This is a genomic window from Streptomyces sp. CLCI03 (assembly GCF_053615355.1).
This window is the reverse complement of record NZ_CM132132.1, coordinates 7997066-8013483: the sequence shown is the minus strand read 5'-3', so window position 1 is coordinate 8013483 and position 16418 is coordinate 7997066. Positions and strand designations below refer to the sequence as shown.

The following is a 16418-nucleotide window of genomic DNA, read 5'->3' as shown; positions in this document are numbered from 1 at the left end:
GTACCACCCGCGTCCTGCGCACCGCCTCGCACCGCACGCAGCCGGCGACCGTCCGGCCGCGCCCACCTGCCCGCACCTGCCCCCACCTGAAGAGGAGTCACCGTGCCGACGGTCCACCATGTCGCCACGCCCCCCGCACCGGCCGATCCGGTGCACCCGTCCGTCGGCGCGGCCACCACGCTGCTCGACGCCTACCGCGGTGGAGCCCGGTTCCTCGCCACCCCCACCCGGACGCTGCTGGCCCAGGGCATCCGCCAGGAGGTCGCGCACTCCGCCGAACCGCTGCCGCACCGCGTCGCCCAGGCCCTGGCCGAGGCCCGAGGCGCCGGACACCCCTACCCCGTGGTGATCGGCGCGATCCCCTTCGCCCCGGACGCCCGCGCGGCCCTCGTGGTCCCGGAGTCCCTGCGCAGCGGCCCGCCGCTCGCCTCGGACCCGCTGATCGCCCTGCCCGCCGCCGGTCCGGCGCCCACCGACTGGGCCATCGCCTCCGTCCCCGAGCCCGACGTCTACGCCAAGGGCGTGGCCTCGGCCGTGGACCGGATGTGGCAGGGCGAGTTCAGCAAGGTCGTCCTGGCCCGGACCCTGGAACTCGCCTCCGACAGACCCCTGGACATACCCGCCATGGTCCAGCGGCTCGCCCGCCGGGACCCTTCCGGCTACACCTTCGCGCTCCCCACCGGCCCCGGCCGCAACCTGCTCGGCGCCAGCCCCGAGCTGCTGCTGTCCCGCCGCGGCGACCGGCTCATCTCCAACCCGCTCGCCGGGTCGATCCCGCGCAGCGCGGACCTCGCCGAGGACGTCCGCCGGGCCGCCGCCCTGCTGCAGTCCGCCAAGGACCTGCACGAGCACGCCGTCGTCGTCGACGCGGTGCACCAGGCCATGGCCCCGTACTGCACCTCCCTCGCCGTCCCCGAGCGCCCCACCCTGCTGCGTACGGCCACCATGTGGCACCTGTCCACCACCGTGACCGGCGTCCTCGGGCAGCCCGACGTCTCCGCTCTGGAGATCGCCTCCAGCCTGCACCCGACCCCGGCCGTCTGCGGCAGTCCGACCGGCGTGGCCCGCAAGGTGATCGAGGAGACCGAGCCCTTCGACCGCGGCTTCTTCACCGGCATGGTCGGCTGGGAGGACGGCAGCGGTGACGGCGAGTGGGTCGTCACCATCCGCTGCGCCGAGGCGGAGGACAACCGGCTGCGGCTGTACGCCGGGGCGGGGATCGTCTCCGCGTCCGAGCCCGACGCCGAGACCGCGGAGACCGCCGCGAAGTTCCGTACCTTCCTGCAGGCCGTCGGAGCCGAGCTGTGAGCGAGCCCTACGACGACCCGGACCCCACGGCCTGGCTGCCCTGGCCCGCCGAGTTCGCCGAGCGCTACCGGGCGGCCGGCTGGTGGCGGGGCGAGACCTTCGGATCCGTGCTGCGGGAGCGGGCGGCGGCCCACCCCGACCGGATCGCGCTCGTGGACCCGACGGGTGGCCCGGACGGCGGCCGGCGCACCTGGAGCTACGGCGAACTCGACGCGCGGGCCGACCGGATGGCCGCCGGCCTCACGGCACGCGGCGTCCTCCCCGGCGACAGGGTCGTCGTACAGCTGCCGAACACGGCCGAGTTCTTCGAGGTCGTCTTCGCGCTCTTCCGGATCGGCGCCCTGCCCGTCTTCGCGCTGCCGGCGCACCGCCGCACCGAGATCTCCTACTTCTGCTCCTTCACCGGGGCGGCGGCGTACGTGATCCCCGCGGTGCACGGCGGCCACGACTACCGCGAGCTGGCCGCGGCCGTGCGCGCCGAGGTACCGGGGCTGCGCGAGGTGTTCGTCGCGGACGCCGACCCGGGTGAGTTCACCGCGCTGGCCGAGGTCCCCCTGGACGTACCCGCCGAAGGGCTCGGCCCCGCGCCCGCCCCGCACGACCTGGCCTTCCTCCAGCTGTCCGGCGGCAGCACGGGCGTGCCCAAGCTGATCCCGCGCACCCACGACGACTACATCTACTCCCTGTGGGGCTCGAACGAGATCTGCGGGGTGGACGCCGGCTCGGTGTATCTGGTCGCCCTGCCCGCCGCCCACAACTTCCCGCTGTCCTCACCCGGTTCGCTCGGCGTCCTGTACGCGGGCGGCCGTGTGGTGCTGTGCCCGCAGCCGGTGCCCGACGTCGCCTTCCCGCTGATCGAGTCCGAGGGCGTGACGATCACCGGGCTGGTGCCCCCGCTGGCCCTGCTCTGGACGGAGGCCGCCGCGCGCACCGACCGGGACCTCGGCAGCCTGGAGGTCCTGCTGGTGGGGGGCGCCAAGTTCAGCGAGGAGGCCGCCCGTCGGGTCCGGCCCGGCCTGGGCTGCACGCTCCAGCAGGTGTTCGGGATGGCGGAGGGGCTGGTCAACTACACCCGCCTCGACGACCCCGAGGAGATCGTCGTCACCACCCAGGGCCGGCCGATCTCCCCGGACGACGAGATCCTGATCGTCGACGACGAGGACCGTGAGGTGCTCCCGGGCGAGTCCGGCCACCTGCTGACCCGTGGCCCGTACACCATCCGCGGATACTGGAACGCCCCCGAACACAACGCCCGGTCGTTCACGGCGGACGGTTTCTACCGGACCGGGGACATCGTCCGGATGACACCCACCGGGCACCTGGTCGTCGAGGGGCGCGCCAAGGACCAGATCAACCGGGGCGGGGAGAAGATCGCGGCGGAGGAGGTGGAGAACCATCTCCTGGCGCATCCGGCCGTCCACGACGCCAACGTGGTCGGCGAACCGGACCCCTATCTCGGCGAACGCACCTGCGCCTACGTGATCCTGCGCGAGGGCGCCGGAGAACTGCGGCCCGCCGCCGTGAAGAAGTTCGTTCGCGAGCGCGGCCTCGCCGCGTACAAGGTGCCGGACCGGGTGGAGTTCGTCTCCGCCTTCCCCAAGACCGGCGTGGGCAAGGTCTCCAAACGGGACCTGCGCACCGCCGCTCCCGCCGACGCCCCCGCCCTCGTCCCCGTACCGCCCCACCAGCCCTGAACGGATGAACCCATGGCCCTGCCCGCCATCGCCCCCTACCCGCTGCCGACCGCCGAGGAGCTGCCGGCCAACCGCGTCGACTGGACGGTGGATCCGGACCGCGCGGTCCTGCTCGTCCACGACCTGCAGAACTATTTCCTCTCCGCCTTCGACACGGACGCCCAGCCCGTCACCGGCATGCTCCAGCAGGTCGCACGGCTGAAGAAGGAGGCGGGCCGCGCCGGGGTGCCCGTGTTCTACACCGCGCAGCCCGGCGACCAGAGCCCGGCCGAGCGAGGCCTGCAGCAGGACTTCTGGGGGCCGGGCCTGCCGGCCGACCCGACGGCCGCCGCGATCCCCGCGGTGGTGGCGCCGGGCCCGGACGACACCGTGCTGACCAAGTGGAAGTACAGCGCCTTCGTCCGGACCGACCTCCTGGAGCGGCTGCGCGCGATGGGCCGGGACCAGCTGGTGATCACCGGTGTGTACGCGCACATCGGTGTGCTGATGACGGCCTGCGACGCCTGGATGCAGGACGTCCAGGCCTTCGTGGTCGCCGACGCCGTCGCCGACTTCTCCGCGCGCGAGCACCGGACGGCCCTGGAGTGGGCGGCGGGTCGTTGTGCCGTGGTCACCACGGCCGACCGGGTCTGCGCACAGCTGTGAGACCGGCCTCGCTGCGGGCCCGGCCGCGGCCGCGGTCGGGCGCCGCGCACGTACCTCCGGTGTATCCCGTCCCGCTGCCGGTGGCCCTGCCCGGGCAGACCCGGGTGTGGGCGGCCTCGGTGGCGGAGAACGCCGCGGCCGCCACGGCCGCCGGGGCGAGCTCGACCGGACGGAGTCCCTGCGGGCGGACGGCTTCCGGCGGTTCGCGGACGTGGACCGCTTCCTGGTCGCACACGTCTGTCTGCGGGACGTCCTGGGCACGCTCCTCGGAACGCCGCCGGCCCGCCTCATCGTCGACCGGGAGCCCTGCGCCGCGTGCTGCGGTCCGCACGGGCGTCCCTACCTGCCGGGCCGCCCCGTCCACTTCTCGCTCGCGTACGCGGACGACCTGGTCCTGGTCGCGGTCGCTCCCGTACCGGTGGGGGTCGACGTGGTGGACCTGCCGTCGGACGCCCTGGTGCAGGCGTCCGTGGCCGCCCTGCACGAGGACGAACGCGACGAGCTGCTCGCCGTCCCCCGGACCGCCCGGCCGGCCGCCTTCGCCCGCTGCCGGACGCGCAAGGAGGCCGTACTGAAGTCCACGGGGCAGGGCCTCACGCACGGCACGCGGCAGCCGTACGTGGGCACGGCCGCGGAGCCCGCTCGGACCTCCGAACACCAGGTGTACGACCTGCCGGTGCCGACCGGCCGCGTCGCCGCCCTGGCCCTGTGGACCGGTTGACGGTCCACCAGCCGCTCACCCCGAACCCCGCCCCCGCCCCCGTCCCCGTCCCCGTCCCCGTCCCCGTACCCGTACCCGTACCCCACGAAGGATCTCCCCATGACGGATCGTCTGAACACCGCCCGGCCCTACGCGCTGGGCCTCTTCCGGATCGTCACCGGCCTCCTGTTCGCCTGCCACGGCGCCGCTTCCCTCTTCGGTGTCCTCGGCGGCGCGCACGGCGGCGGCACCGTGCCCGTCGGGGCCTGGCCGGGCTGGTACGCGGCGGTGATCCAGCTCGTCGCCGGCGCCCTGGTGCTGCTCGGCGCCGGGACCCGGAGCGCGGCCTTCATCGCCTCCGGCTCCATGGCGTACGCCTACTTCACGGCCCACCAGGCGGAGGCCCTCTTCCCGATCCAGAACAACGGCGAGTCCTCCGCGATGTACTGCTGGGCCTTCCTGCTGCTCGTCTTCACCGGCCCGGGCGCCTTCGCGCTGGACCGGCTCCTGCCCGCCCGCGGCAACCGGGGCGCGGAGACCGAGCAGCAGCCCCGGGCGGCGACCGTCTGAGGCCGGCCGTCCCCCGCTCCCCCTGAGCCCCGCCCCCGTCCCCCGGGGGCGGGGCTCAGGGCTGTTCCAGGTAACAGGCCAGGGTGGCACGGCTGTTCCGCAGGCTCTCGATGCGCGCGTCCATGGCGGCCAGTTCCCCGTCGAGTACGGACCGGATCTCCTCGCACCAGGCGAAGCGCACCCCCTCACCCCGCACGCACGGCAGCACCGAGCGGATCACCTCGGTGGACAGGCCCGCCGCGAGCAGGGCCCGTACCTTGCGCACGGCGGCCACGGAGTCCGCCGTGTAGTCGCGGTATCCGTTCGAGCCACGCTCCGCGTCGAGCAGCCCTTGCGCCTCGTAGTAGCGCAGCAGCCGGGAGCTGACGCCCGTGCGCCGGGACAGTTCTCCGATCAGCATGTGCCGTACCCCTGTGTCCGGTTGACCTTCACATTGATGTCAACGTCTAACGTCGCACCCACCGGCCGGCATTCCGTCGGCGCGGCCGCGCACCACTGGAGTGATGTTCATGACCGACCGCTCGTTCCTCTTCGTCCTCGGCAGCTCCCGGTCCGGCGGGAACACCGAGATCCTCGCGCGGCGGGCCGCCGAGCAGTTGCCCGCCGGGACCCGGCAGCACTGGGTGGACCTGGCCGCGTCGGACCTGCCGGACTTCCAGGACGGTCGGCACGAGGCCGAGGGCTGGACGCCCGGGGAGAGCGAGGCGATGCTCAGACGGGCCACGCTGGAGGCGACCGACGTCGTCATCGCCTCGCCCCTGTACTGGTACGCGCTCTCCGCCCACACCAAGCGCTACCTCGACTACTGGTCGGGCTGGCTCACCTCGCCCGGCTCGGACTTCAAGCAGCGAATGGCGGGCCGGACCCTGTGGGGCGTGACGGCCATGGCGGACCACGACGAGGCCCGCGCCGAAGGGTTGGTGACCAGCCTGCATCACACCGCGGCCTACATGCGGATGCACTTCGGCGGGGTCCTGCTCGGCAACGGCTCCCGACCGGGCCAGGTGCGCGACGACGAGCGGGCGACGATCCGCGCCAAGACCTTCTTCGCCCAGGACGCCCCCCTGGCCCGATTCCCGTAGGGGGTCCGCCGCTTCGGGGTCAGCCCGTCGCGGCCCGGGGGACGAGGCGCGTGCCGCACCAGCTGCAGTACCGGGCGTCGGCCTCTATGGCGTGCCGGTGGCACTGCTCGCAGACGAGGTGGAGCGGGCACTCGGGTGTGCGGGGTTCGGTGCGGGGCGGCCGGCCGATGGCCATGCCGGCCCGTCTGCGGTGCGCGGTGAGGAACACCAGTCCCTCGGGGCCGGCGCGGAGCGAGCGGGCGGAGCCGCGCGGCAGCAGGATCAGGGAGCCGGGCACGACCTGCGTCCCGGCGCCGTCCAGGGTCAGGGAACCGCCGCCCTGTACGACCGCGAGCAGGACGTCCACCTCGGGCTCCCGGTGTACGGCGATCTCGCCGCCGGGCAGCAGGCGCACCAGATTCGCGTCGAGTTGTCGGCCCTTGTGCCGTAGTCGCCACAGGGCGCCGCTCTGGCCGTCCGCGGCGGCCTCGACCAATCCCGTGACCGTGACACCCACGGCTTCCCGCTCGACCACCACATGTCCTTCCCGCGTGTTCGGCCGCTCTGCCGGCCTCGTGATCGCCCATGAGATCACTTCGGTAGGTGTCCGCACCAACCACCGGGGTGCGCAGCGGTCGCCCGAGCGCCAGGACGTGTGCCGCTCGGCCCGCCCGACGCGGCGGAACGGCCGGTCCTCCCGCACAGGCTGACACCCTTCGGGTCCGGGCGAAGGCGGGTTGCGGAGGCACACCACCCGTTGGGGTCAAGATCTGCCGGGTCACGGGTCCGTCCCGGCGCACGACGACTCGTACGGGTGCCCAGAGGCGACGGAAACCACCGTACCGGCCGGTCGCGGGCGCGCCCCGGGCGGCTGCGGGCGTGTCGGGTTCGGCGGTAGGTGTCACAGGAAGGTACGGGTGGGCGGTCGGGTGGAACGGCGGTGCGGTTCGGGCGACTCCTGTTGATCGGAGACGCTCTCCCGAGCCGAGCCGAGCCGAAGCGAACCGACCCGTACCGACCGCCCGCACCCTTGACCGACCGATCCTGAGGAAGAAACGATGCGCGTTCACCAGCTGACCCTCGCCGCCGTGGCCGTCGCCGCGAGCCTGTCGCTCACGGCCTGCCAGAACGGCGACGACGGGGCGGCGCGGAGCACCCCGTCGGCTTCGACCACCGCGTCCGCCCCGTCCGGCGCCTCGCCTTCGGGGGGCGGTTCGGATCAGGGGGGCGGGAAGCCCTCGCCGGGGCCGGGCTCCGACGGGAAGGGTACGGCCGGCGCCGGGACCGGCACCGACGCGAGCGGCAAGGTCGGCAAGTGCCGGACCGACGAACTGGCGATCACGGCGGCGGAACGCACCATCGGGGGCGACAAGGACGGTACGGTCGCGGTGACGCTGAAGAACCGCGGTACCCGGGACTGCACGATCTCCGGGTACGCGGGCGTCGACCTGAAGACCGACTCCGGCTCGCTGTCCGCGCAGCGCACGGGGCAACAGCCCGACACGGCCGTCCTGAAGAAGGGTGAAGCGACCTACTTCGGCATCAGCTACCCGCTCAACACCTCGGGCGGCTCCGGCGTCCGCGTCACGGGGCTGGTGGTGACCCCGCCGGACGAGACCAGGTCGGTCACCCTCGCCTGGCCGGGCACCGGCACGCTGCCGGTCACCGAGGGCGGCGGCGCCCCGGTGAAGGTCGGCCCGGTGGGAAGCGCCGGCCAGGGCGGCTGATCCGGACGCCCGACAACCGACAACGACCACCGACTGCCCCGTACCCGGGTCGTGACCCCCGGGTACGGGGCAGGTCCGTTTCCGCCGGTGCCCCCGCTACGCGGACCGGTCCAGCGAGTTGCGTACGTACGCGCCCGGCGTCTGCCCGAAGTGGCGGCGGAAGGCCAGGATGTAGCCGTTGGTGCTGACGAACCCCACCCGGGCGGCCACCGAGCTCACCAACTGGCCCTGTTCCAGCAGGCTCAGCGAGTGGTTGAGTCGGAGCCGGGTGCGCCACTCGGAGAAGGCCATCCCGGTCTCCGCGCGGAAGGCCCGGCGCAGGCTGGTCGAGCTCGTGTAGAGGTTCTCCGCCCACTCGGTCGCGGTGCGCGGATCGCTCGGCGTCCGGGCCAGCTCCCGCGCCACCACGCCGGCGGTGTGACTGGTGGGCTGGGGCAGCGGCAGGCAGTTGCGGTGCCCGGCGGACAGCGCGGCGAAGACCTCCGGGTCCTCCGCCTGGGCGCGGGTGCTGCGCATCCGGCCGAGGACCAGTCGGCGCTGGGCGTCGGTGATGTTGATGGTGGTGACGTCCTGGTACGGCAGCTGGAACCGGTCCGCGTCGAAGGACTCGACCGCGATGACCGAGTCGGCTCCGAAGCGTGCGCTGTGCGCGATGCCCGCCGGGATCCACAGGGCCACCGAGGCCGAAAGCTCGTGGTCCCGGCCGAGGGCGGTGACCACGATCCTGCCGACCGGCACGTGCAGGAACTCGTGGAACTCATGGACGTGCGGCGGGTGTCCGCCCTCGGCGATGAAATCGTCATCGGCCATGATCACGTCCCCGGTCCGGGTCTCCTCGTCCCGCACGCTGCGCAGTCCCGTCTCGGCCACAACATCCTCCCCCTACCGCAGGGGTCGTGTTCTTGACCCCTGATTGTGAGCGGTTCGCCTCCGGCATTGGACCGGACACCGCTTTGGTAAGGCTAGCCTAACTTCGAGCTTGAGCAGGTGAGGAGTACCCGAAGACCCATGAAGCAATCGGCTTCGCCGGAAGCACCACCGGCCCCGACGCCCGCGCGGCCCCGTGCCTCGCGTGGAACGGTGGTCGTGGTGCTCGCCGGCCTGATGCTGGCCGCCGTGACCATCGCGAGCATCGGCCTCGGTGCGCGTGACATATCCCCGCTGGAGATCGTGCGGATCCTGCTGCACCCGAGCGCGGAGGGCTACAACGGCGACGTCCTGTGGACGGAACGGATACCCCGCACGCTGCTCGGTCTGACGGTCGGGGCCGCCCTCGGCGCCTCCGGGCTCATCATGCAGGCCCTGACGATGAACCCCCTGGCGGAGCCGGGCGTCCTCGGCGTGCAGCAGGGCGCGGCCGTGTTCGTCGTACTCGGCATCCTCTTCCTCGACGCGTCGAGCGTGCAGGGCTACTTCTGGATGGCGCTGACCGGCTCGGCGGTGACCGCGGTCCTCGTCTTCCTGATCGGGACCCGCACCAACGCGGGCAGCAGTACGATCGGCCTCGTCCTCGCGGGAGTCGCCGTCGCGGCGGTGATGTCCTCGCTGATCACCCTGCTCGTGGTGCGCGACGAGGCCGTCTACGCCCACCTGCGCTTCTGGTCCGTGGGGCAACTCACCGGCCGGGGCCAGTTCCTGGGCCAGGCACTCCCGTTCGCGCTCACCGGTCTGCTGCTGGCGCTGCCCCTCGGGCGCACCCTGAACCTGCTGAGCCTCGGTGACGACACCGCCCGCGGGCTCGGCGTCCGGGTGGAGCGGGCCCGTCTTGCGAGTGCGGCCGTCGCGGTGCTGCTGTGCGCGGCCGCCACCGCGGCCGTCGGGCCGGTGGCCTTCGTCGGCCTGGTCGCCGGGCACGCCGCCCGGATGCTGGTGGGCACGGACCACCGCTGGTCACTGCCGCTGTCCATGGCCTGCGGAGCCGTCCTGCTCGTCGGCGCCGACACCGCGGGACGGCTGGTGATCGACCACGGCGAGGTCCAGGTGTCGGTGATGACCGCCTTCGTCGGCACCCCCTTCTTCGTGTGGCTCGCGCGCCGCCGCGACCTGGTCCGGATGTGAGTGACATGGCACAGACACACGCGCCACGGACGGACGGTGCCCGCGGCCTCGGGCAGGCCTCCCAGGACACCGCGGCGGAACTCAAGGCCGCCACCGTGGCCCGGCTGCGCGGCGCCCACCGGTCCGGATTCCGCCGGGCCCGCCTCGTCACCTTCGTCCTCGTCATGATGCTGCTGGCCCTGCTCGTCGCCTCGATCCTGCTCGGCGGGGTCAAGCGGATCCCGGCGGGCGACATCCTGCCCGCCGCCTTCGGGATGCGCACCGGCCTGGCCGACTACGTGATCTTCCGCATCCGGATGCCGCGCGCACTGGCGGCGCTGCTCGCCGGAGCCCTCTTCGGCCTCTCCGGCGCCCTGTACCAGCGGCTCATCCGCAACCCCCTGGCCACCCCGGACATCGTCGGCATCTCGGCGGGCGCCGGGGCCGGCGCCACCACGATGCTGCTGTTCGCCCCGGCCGTCCCCTTCGGGACCTCCCTGGCCGGTCTCGGCGGCGCCTTCGCGCTCGTGGCGACCGTGCTCGCACTGAGCAGGCGCGGCGGGGGCGTGGACACGTACCGGCTGGTCCTCGTGGGCATCGGCCTGAGCGCGGTGTGCACCGCCTACGTGAACTACCTGTTCACGGTGGCCGGTCAGCACGGGATCGCACAGGTGATGCGCTGGCTGGTCGGCAGCGTCAACGACGCCACCTGGGAAGGGGTGTCCACGCTGGCGGGCGCGCTCGCCGTGTGCGGGCTCTGCACCGCCCTGCTGGACCGTGCCCTGGGCAGCATGGCCCTCGGCGACCAGCTCGCGCTCGGGCTCGGCACCCGGGTGGGGGCCGCCCGGATCGCGACCCTGCTGGTGGGGGCCGCGGCCGCCGCTCTGGCCACCAGCGTCACCGGCCCCATCGGCTTCGTCTCGCTGATCAGCGGTCCCATCGCGATCCGGCTGGTCGGCGCCGACCGGTCCGTCGCCCTGGCCGTTCCGATCGGCGCCGTCATCGTCCTCGGCGCCGATGTCCTCGCCCAGCACGGCCCGTTGATCAGCCCCGTACCGACGGGTGTCCTCACGGCGTTGCTCGGCGCCCCCTACTTCGTCTGGCTGATCCTCCGGCGCAGGCAAGGAGCCACCGCATGAGCGCACGACCCTCACTCGCCTCCCCCGACGCCGGCTTCCGGCTCGAAGCCCGTGGCATCAGCGCCGGCTACGACCGGAAGCCGATCATCGAGGAGCTGTCCCTCGGGATCGAGCCCGGCAAGATCACCGCGCTGGTCGGCCCGAACGCCTGCGGCAAGTCGACCCTGCTCAAGTCGGTCGCCCGGCTGCTGCCCGTCGCGGCCGGTTCGGTCCTCCTCGAAGGCCAGGACATCCACGACCTGTCCACCCGCGAGGTGGCCCAGCGCCTGGGCATCCTGCCGCAGTCGCCGATCGCCCCGGAGTCCATCACCGTCGGCGACCTCGTCTGGCGCGGGCGCCACCCGCACCGCCGGTTCGGACAGCGGCGCACCGCCACCGACGACGAGGTCATCGCGGACGCCCTGCTCGCGACCGGGACGGCCGAGCTGATCGACCGCCCGGTCGACCAGCTCTCCGGGGGCCAGCGCCAGCGCGTGTGGATCGCCCTCGCGCTCGCCCAGGACACGCCGACGCTGCTCCTGGACGAGCCCACCACCTACTTGGACATCGCCCACCAGATCGAGGTCATGGACCTCCTCGCCGACCTCAACGAGCAGGCCGGCAAGACGATCGTGCTGGTGTCCCACGACCTCAACCAGGCGGCCCTGTACGCCTCGACGATCGTCGCCATGCGCGACGGCCGCGTCGTGCGCCAGGGCACGCCCGAAGAGGTTCTCACCGAGGAGACCGTGGCCGAAGTGTTCGGCCTGGACTGTCTCGTCGTCCCCCATCCCCGCACAGAGCGGCCCCAGATCTTCCCCCTGGGCCGTCGTATCCCCGCATAGGAGACACCACCATCATGTCCGTTCTGCCCAGAACGCGCCGCCCCGCCCGCGCCCTCGCCGCCCTCACCGCGGCCGCCGCCTGCCTCGGCCTGCTCACCGCGTGCGGCGGCGGCGAGGACTCGACCGCCGCCAAGGACAAGCCGGCCGCCGCCGGTGCCGACGCGTCCGGCGCCTTCCCCGTCTCCCTCACCAACGCGTGGGGCAAGACCGAGGTCAAGAAGAAGCCGGTGAAGGTCGCCACCGTCTCCGACGGCGACACCGCCATCGCGCTGGCCCTCGGCATCGTCCCGGTCATCACCCCGGACGTCGAGGACGGCGCCAAGGTGCCCGAGTACAAGCAGCGCGCCATCGACAAGCTCGGCGCCGGCAAGCTGAAGACGTACGACGACACCGACGGCACCGCCTACGAGGCCATCGCGGCCGAGGCTCCCGACATCATCCTCGGCATGAACACCTGGGAGATGGGCGCGGACTACGCCAAGCTGCAGCCCATCGCCCCGGTGGTCACCTTCACCGACAAGGCGCACGCCGACACCCTGACCTGGCAGGACCGGCTGAAGACCGCCGCGAAGGCCCTCGGCCTGAGCGCCAAGGCGGACGAGGTCATCGCCGCGAACGAGAAGGCCACGACGGACGCCGCCGCCGCGCACCCGGAGTTCAAGGGCAAGACGTACACCTACACGGTCGTCCACCCCGAGCAGGTCAGCTTCATGTCCTACGCCGACCAGGACCCGGGCGTCTTCGAGAAGCTCGGCTTCACCAAGACCGACAAGGCGAAGAACTACGCGCCGAACAAGAACGCGGTGAGCCTGGAGAACCTCGACCAGCTCGACGCCGACGTCCTCCTGGTCACCTACCCCTTCGGTGACCGCGGCGTGATCAGCGCGACCGAGCTGGAGTCCAACAAGCTCTTCCAGTCGCTGAACGCGGTGAAGACCAAGCACTTCACGGTCATCCCCTCGGAGAACTCCCTCTCCTCGGCCATCGCCTACCCGGACGCGCTGAGCGCCCCGTGGGTGGTCGAGCAGCTCACCCCGCTCCTCGCGAAGGCCGTCGCCGGCCAGTAGGAACCCCGCCGCGCGCGTCGCCGCGCGGACCACCGCCGAGGCCCGTCTCCCGCAGGAGGCGGGCCTCGCCGCGTGGCGCGCGGGGACCTGGTCAGTGGTGCCAGGCGTGCCCCCCGGTGTTGTGGATGAAACGCTGGAGGACCTTCAGCGTGATCACGTACTCCTCGTCCGGGATGCCCCGGTGTCGCTCCTGCCACAGCTCCCCCTGGGTGACGGCCACTCGGGCGTAGAACTCCCTTCCTTCGCTGGTGAGTTCGAGGTGACCGTCGGGACTCTGGGTGACCCAGCCGCGGGCGATGGTGGCGGCGATCTCCTCGTCGAGGTCGTCGACACCCGCGGCCGCGTAACCGCTCAACACCCCGGTCACCCCGTCGCGCGTCGCCGGCGGCTCGGCGGCGGCGATCCGGGCCAGGATCCAGGCCTGCGGCTGGGTCGTGCCGATTCCGGCGAGTACCTCCCTGATACGGGTGACCACCGCGTCCGAGGCGGCCCAGCTCCAGTAACCGATGGGCTGCCGCAGCAGTTCGGCGTCGTCGTGCGAGTACTCCATGGTGGATCCGCTCCGTTCGCTCTCTTCGAGATCGCCTACGCACGACACCGTAGGAACTCGACCGCACTTGAGGTCCAGTCCCGTGCGGGGACGCCATGACCCCGGAGCAGACGGTGCGGGCCGGCGTCCGGATTGCGCGCGGGGTGGCAGTGTCGTGGTCCGCGGGTTGGATGCGGGGCGCGCGGGGCGTCGTAGCGTGGCCGCATGCCGGATCTGCCGGACGGATGTGAAGGAGCAAGTCGGATGTCCACCCGTAGTCCCCGCTCGGTCGTCACCTTCCCCATCGTGCTCAGGGAGTTGACGGTGCTGCGTGTCTCGGACGTCACGCCCGGGATGCGGCGGGTGACCCTGGGCGGGCCCCAGATGCACGCCTTCGAGCACGCGGGCCTGTCCCTCCCGGCGCTGCGCACGGAGGGCTTCGACGACCACGTGAAGTTCTTCTTCGCGCAGGAGGGTCGGGAGCCGGTACTGCCCCGGCAGAACGTGAGCAGCCTGGACTGGCCCTCGGACGGCCGACCGATCTCCAAGGACTACACGCCGGTCCGCTTCGACCCGGTGGCCGGGGAGATCGACTTCGACTTCGTCCGGCACGACGGCGGTATCGCCTCGTCATGGGCCCAGCAGGCCGCCCCGGGCCAGGTGACCTGGATCGCCGGGCCGAAGATGTCGCACAGTCACCCCGAGGGCGCGGACTGGCTGCTGGTGATCGGCGACGAGACGGCACTGCCCGCGATCGGCCGCTGGCTCGACGAGATGCCCGAGGGGACCCGGGCCCGGGTGTTCGTCGAGGTCGGCGAGGACAGCCACCGCCAGGAGCTGCCGACGCGCGCGGAGGCCGAGGTCACCTGGCTGGTGCGCGACGGCGTCCCGGCCGGGCGCAGCGACCTGCTGGAGCGCGCGGTGCGGGACATGGAGTGGCTGCCGGGGACGGTGTTCGTCTGGGCCGCCGGTGAGGCCGTCACCCTCAAGGGCATCCGCCGGCACCTGTCGGTGGACCGGGGTGTGCCGCGCGAGCAGACGCACATCACCGGCTACTGGCGGCGGGCCGAGGTGGCACCCGGCCTCGCCGAGCCGGCCGATCCCGATGTCCTGGAGGGCGAGGACGCGCACGGGCGGCTCCACGAACTGACCGACCTGGCCCCCGGGCTCGCGATCCGCGTGGCCGTCACCCTGGGTCTGGTCGACCTCGTCTACCAGGGGGTACGGGAGCCGGCGGAGCTGGCGCGGCGCAGCGGGACGGAGCCGCGCTCGCTCGGTGCGCTGCTGAAGTACCTCGTGGAGATCGAGGTGTTCGAGGCCACCGACGAGGGGTACCGGCTGACGCCGGTGGGCGAGGAACTGGTCGAGGACGACCATTCGTTGGAGGAGTACGACCTGCGCGGCGCGCAGGCCGCCTTCGACCTGTCGCTGGTGGGCCTCGCCGAGCGGATGCGCTCGGGTGCGAACGGCTGCCGCACGGCGTCCGGGCAGAGCCTGGCCGAGGCGCTGCGTACCGATGCGCGCCTGGGCGGTTCGGCCCGTACCTCGATCGAGGACGAGGCGCGCTGGGTCTCGACCGGGGTCGCCGGTGCCTACGACTGGTCGGCGGTGGAGGTCCTCGGCGCGTCGGGCAACGGCGCCGGCACGGTCGTGGGCGCGCTCGTCAAGGAGTTCCCCGGGCTGCGGGTGCGGCTCGCCGCCCTGCCGTCGGTCCTGGACGTCGTGGCCGGGCAGATCCTCGATCCGGAGGTGCTGCCCAGGGTGGAGCTCGTGGCGCAGACGCACCCGGTGCCGTCGGGTGCGGGAACTCTGCTGCTGTGCCGGTTGCTGGAGTGGCTGCCGGACGAGGACGCGGTGCTGACCCTGACCGAGGCGGCGGCCACGATCCCGGCCGACGGCGTCGTGGTGCTGGTCGAGCAGGTGGAGGCGGCCGACCCGGACGACATCGACGCGGTCCTGCACCACCTGCGGCTCACGGCGGCGTTCGGCTCCGGGCTGCGCTCGGTGAAGGACGTGACCGCGTTGGCGGAGCGGGCCGGGCTGACGGTCCGCGCCTGCCGCGACGTCGGCTGGGACCACCGGCTGTGGGTGCTCGCGCCGACCGCCTGACCAGCGGCCGGCGTGCCGTGTCGTGCCCGGCCGGGTACGACACGGCACGGCACGGCAGCGCTTCGACCTGACCGGGTTCGTGCGAGTCTGTCGTCATGATGTCCGAGATCACGGCCGCGGCCTGGGCCGGGCAGCAGGTCGCCGCGGTCCGCGACGACCCCATCGGGCGGATGGCCTTGATGGAGCGTTGCTACCACGGCCCCTTCGGCAAGGCACCGCGACACCTGCCGTTCCGCCGGGCGGCGAGGTCGTTCATGCGCTGGCAGGTGCGCCGGGGCGTGCTGCGGCCGGTGTTCGCCGACCGGCCCGGCAGCCCGTGGTGGCGGGCGGTGAACGAACGGATCCTCCGCGACGGCTGCGAGGCGGTGGGCCTGAGCGGCGGACTCCCCGGGCCCGCCTCCGCCCGCACGGTCGAGCACTGGCGGGCCTTCGCCGACCACCCCACGGCCCGGGCCTGGTACCGGGCGCACAACGGGAGCGTGGTCGCCGCCTACCTCGAGAACCGCGATCTCGCGGAGGCGGAGAACGAGACCGAGCGGTTCTTCATGAACGTCGTCCTGTGCCGCGTGTTGTACGCCCACGCCCTCGTCGCGGCGCCCCGCCTCGCCCTCGGGTGGCTGCGCCCGCTCGCCCCGTTCCTCGGCGATCCCAGGGTGGAGATGACCGGGATCTTCCTCCAGCTGTCGCGTGTGCTCCCCGACGCGTACCCGCTCGACGACACGGTGCGGTCCCACCTCGACCGGGAGATCGGTTTCGGTCGTCTCCTCGATTTCGGGGTGATCGCGCCGAGGCTGCAGCGGCTGTACGCCTGGTCGGCCCACGAGCTCGGGGCGCCCGACCTGCTGGACTGCGTCCGCGACGGATCCCCCGTCTACGCGTGGTCGTTCGACGACCGGCACGTCTGGAAGCCCCCGAACTCCTTCGCCCTCCGTGTGATCCACCGGGCGCTCCCACCCGAACGACGCGCCCCGTACGGGTGACGGCGTACGGGTGACGGCGTACCGGTGA

Annotated in this window: 17 protein-coding genes; 13 read left to right on the top strand and 4 right to left on the bottom strand. The window is 72.9% G+C overall.

The window, feature by feature from the left end; translation table 11 throughout:
* Positions 1–102: 102 nt before the first annotated feature.
* From ACWG52_RS37015 to ACWG52_RS36995, 5 genes are all read left to right on the top strand, one after another.
* Positions 103–1308, top strand: coding sequence for an isochorismate synthase (locus ACWG52_RS37015; protein ID WP_389806493.1), 1206 nt, complete (start codon positions 103–105; stop codon positions 1306–1308).
* Positions 1305–3002, top strand: coding sequence for a (2,3-dihydroxybenzoyl)adenylate synthase (locus tag ACWG52_RS37010; protein WP_389806495.1), 1698 nt, complete (start codon positions 1305–1307; stop codon positions 3000–3002). The genes ACWG52_RS37015 and ACWG52_RS37010 overlap by 4 nt, the downstream gene beginning before the upstream one ends.
* A 12-nt stretch (positions 3003–3014) precedes the next feature.
* Entirely contained in the window at positions 3015–3647 is a 633-nt protein-coding gene (locus ACWG52_RS37005) for an isochorismatase family protein (RefSeq protein ID WP_389806497.1), read from the top strand.
* Positions 3648–3753: 106 nt separating this feature from the next.
* Positions 3754–4368 (top strand): 4'-phosphopantetheinyl transferase family protein, encoded by a 615-nt coding sequence (locus tag ACWG52_RS37000; RefSeq protein WP_389806499.1) that lies wholly within the window; start codon positions 3754–3756, stop codon positions 4366–4368.
* Between the two features lie 99 nt (positions 4369–4467).
* Positions 4468–4917 (top strand): DoxX family protein, encoded by a 450-nt coding sequence (locus ACWG52_RS36995; protein WP_389806501.1) that lies wholly within the window; start codon positions 4468–4470, stop codon positions 4915–4917.
* Positions 4918–4972: 55 nt separating this feature from the next.
* Here the strand turns inward: ACWG52_RS36995 and ACWG52_RS36990 are convergent, their stop codons facing one another.
* Positions 4973–5317, bottom strand: coding sequence for a MerR family transcriptional regulator (locus ACWG52_RS36990; RefSeq protein WP_389806502.1), 345 nt, complete (start codon positions 5315–5317; stop codon positions 4973–4975).
* Positions 5318–5426: 109 nt separating this feature from the next.
* Between ACWG52_RS36990 and ACWG52_RS36985 the strand changes: the two genes are divergently transcribed.
* Positions 5427–5999 (top strand): flavodoxin family protein, encoded by a 573-nt coding sequence (locus ACWG52_RS36985; protein ID WP_389806504.1) that lies wholly within the window; start codon positions 5427–5429, stop codon positions 5997–5999.
* 19 nt (positions 6000–6018) lie between these two features.
* Here ACWG52_RS36985 and ACWG52_RS36980 read toward each other — a convergent pair whose 3' ends face one another.
* Positions 6019–6513, bottom strand: a complete 495-nt coding sequence (locus ACWG52_RS36980; protein ID WP_389806506.1) for a hypothetical protein — start codon at positions 6511–6513, stop codon at positions 6019–6021.
* Between the two features lie 523 nt (positions 6514–7036).
* On the opposite strand from ACWG52_RS36980, the gene ACWG52_RS36975 reads away from it, so the two are divergent.
* Positions 7037–7705: a DUF4232 domain-containing protein gene (locus tag ACWG52_RS36975; RefSeq protein WP_389806508.1), complete on the top strand. Its 669-nt coding sequence runs from the start codon at positions 7037–7039 to the stop codon at positions 7703–7705.
* A gap of 96 nt (positions 7706–7801) precedes the next feature.
* Here the strand turns inward: ACWG52_RS36975 and ACWG52_RS36970 are convergent, their stop codons facing one another.
* Complete coding sequence (locus ACWG52_RS36970) at positions 7802–8575, bottom strand: helix-turn-helix transcriptional regulator (protein ID WP_389806510.1); 774 nt, start codon at positions 8573–8575, stop codon at positions 7802–7804.
* 216 nt (positions 8576–8791) lie between these two features.
* Here ACWG52_RS36970 and ACWG52_RS36965 point away from each other — a divergent pair, with 216 nt between their 5' ends.
* Genes ACWG52_RS36965 through ACWG52_RS36950 form a run of 4 tightly spaced genes read left to right on the top strand, consistent with a single transcriptional unit; the run spans position 8792 to position 12772 of the window.
* Complete coding sequence (locus tag ACWG52_RS36965; protein WP_389806512.1) at positions 8792–9763, top strand: FecCD family ABC transporter permease; 972 nt, start codon at positions 8792–8794, stop codon at positions 9761–9763.
* A gap of 5 nt (positions 9764–9768) precedes the next feature.
* Positions 9769–10881, top strand: coding sequence for a FecCD family ABC transporter permease (locus ACWG52_RS36960; RefSeq protein WP_389806514.1), 1113 nt, complete (start codon positions 9769–9771; stop codon positions 10879–10881).
* Entirely contained in the window at positions 10878–11705 is an 828-nt protein-coding gene (locus ACWG52_RS36955; RefSeq protein WP_389806516.1) for an ABC transporter ATP-binding protein, read from the top strand. The genes ACWG52_RS36960 and ACWG52_RS36955 overlap by 4 nt, the downstream gene beginning before the upstream one ends.
* A gap of 14 nt (positions 11706–11719) precedes the next feature.
* Positions 11720–12772, top strand: coding sequence for an ABC transporter substrate-binding protein (locus ACWG52_RS36950; protein WP_389806518.1), 1053 nt, complete (start codon positions 11720–11722; stop codon positions 12770–12772).
* A gap of 91 nt (positions 12773–12863) precedes the next feature.
* Here ACWG52_RS36950 and ACWG52_RS36945 read toward each other — a convergent pair whose 3' ends face one another.
* Positions 12864–13322: a MarR family winged helix-turn-helix transcriptional regulator gene (locus tag ACWG52_RS36945; RefSeq protein ID WP_389806520.1), complete on the bottom strand. Its 459-nt coding sequence runs from the start codon at positions 13320–13322 to the stop codon at positions 12864–12866.
* A gap of 243 nt (positions 13323–13565) precedes the next feature.
* Here ACWG52_RS36945 and ACWG52_RS36940 point away from each other — a divergent pair, with 243 nt between their 5' ends.
* Positions 13566–15410 (top strand): SIP domain-containing protein, encoded by a 1845-nt coding sequence (locus ACWG52_RS36940; RefSeq protein WP_389806522.1) that lies wholly within the window; start codon positions 13566–13568, stop codon positions 15408–15410.
* Between the two features lie 95 nt (positions 15411–15505).
* Positions 15506–16390 carry a hypothetical protein gene (locus tag ACWG52_RS36935; RefSeq protein WP_389806524.1) on the top strand — a complete coding sequence of 295 codons (885 nt, stop codon included), beginning with the start codon at positions 15506–15508 and terminating at the stop codon, positions 16388–16390.
* The last annotated feature ends 28 nt before the right edge of the window (positions 16391–16418 follow it).

What these genes read in the sequence shown, in the direction of transcription:
- ACWG52_RS37005 (WP_389806497.1), top strand. Translation starts at nt 3,015, where the DNA reads ATGGCCCTGCCCGCCATCGCCCCCTACCCGCTGCCGACCGCCGAGGAG.
- ACWG52_RS36995 (WP_389806501.1), top strand. Translation starts at nt 4,468, where the DNA reads ATGACGGATCGTCTGAACACCGCCCGGCCCTACGCGCTGGGCCTCTTC.
- ACWG52_RS36990 (WP_389806502.1), bottom strand. Translation starts at nt 5,317, where the DNA reads ATGCTGATCGGAGAACTGTCCCGGCGCACGGGCGTCAGCTCCCGGCTG.
- ACWG52_RS36985 (WP_389806504.1), top strand. Translation starts at nt 5,427, where the DNA reads ATGACCGACCGCTCGTTCCTCTTCGTCCTCGGCAGCTCCCGGTCCGGC.
- ACWG52_RS36975 (WP_389806508.1), top strand. Translation starts at nt 7,037, where the DNA reads ATGCGCGTTCACCAGCTGACCCTCGCCGCCGTGGCCGTCGCCGCGAGC.
- ACWG52_RS36960 (WP_389806514.1), top strand. Translation starts at nt 9,769, where the DNA reads ATGGCACAGACACACGCGCCACGGACGGACGGTGCCCGCGGCCTCGGG.
- ACWG52_RS36955 (WP_389806516.1), top strand. Translation starts at nt 10,878, where the DNA reads ATGAGCGCACGACCCTCACTCGCCTCCCCCGACGCCGGCTTCCGGCTC.
- ACWG52_RS36950 (WP_389806518.1), top strand. Translation starts at nt 11,720, where the DNA reads ATGTCCGTTCTGCCCAGAACGCGCCGCCCCGCCCGCGCCCTCGCCGCC.
- ACWG52_RS36945 (WP_389806520.1), bottom strand. Translation starts at nt 13,322, where the DNA reads ATGGAGTACTCGCACGACGACGCCGAACTGCTGCGGCAGCCCATCGGT.
- ACWG52_RS36940 (WP_389806522.1), top strand. Translation starts at nt 13,566, where the DNA reads ATGTCCACCCGTAGTCCCCGCTCGGTCGTCACCTTCCCCATCGTGCTC.
- ACWG52_RS36935 (WP_389806524.1), top strand. Translation starts at nt 15,506, where the DNA reads ATGATGTCCGAGATCACGGCCGCGGCCTGGGCCGGGCAGCAGGTCGCC.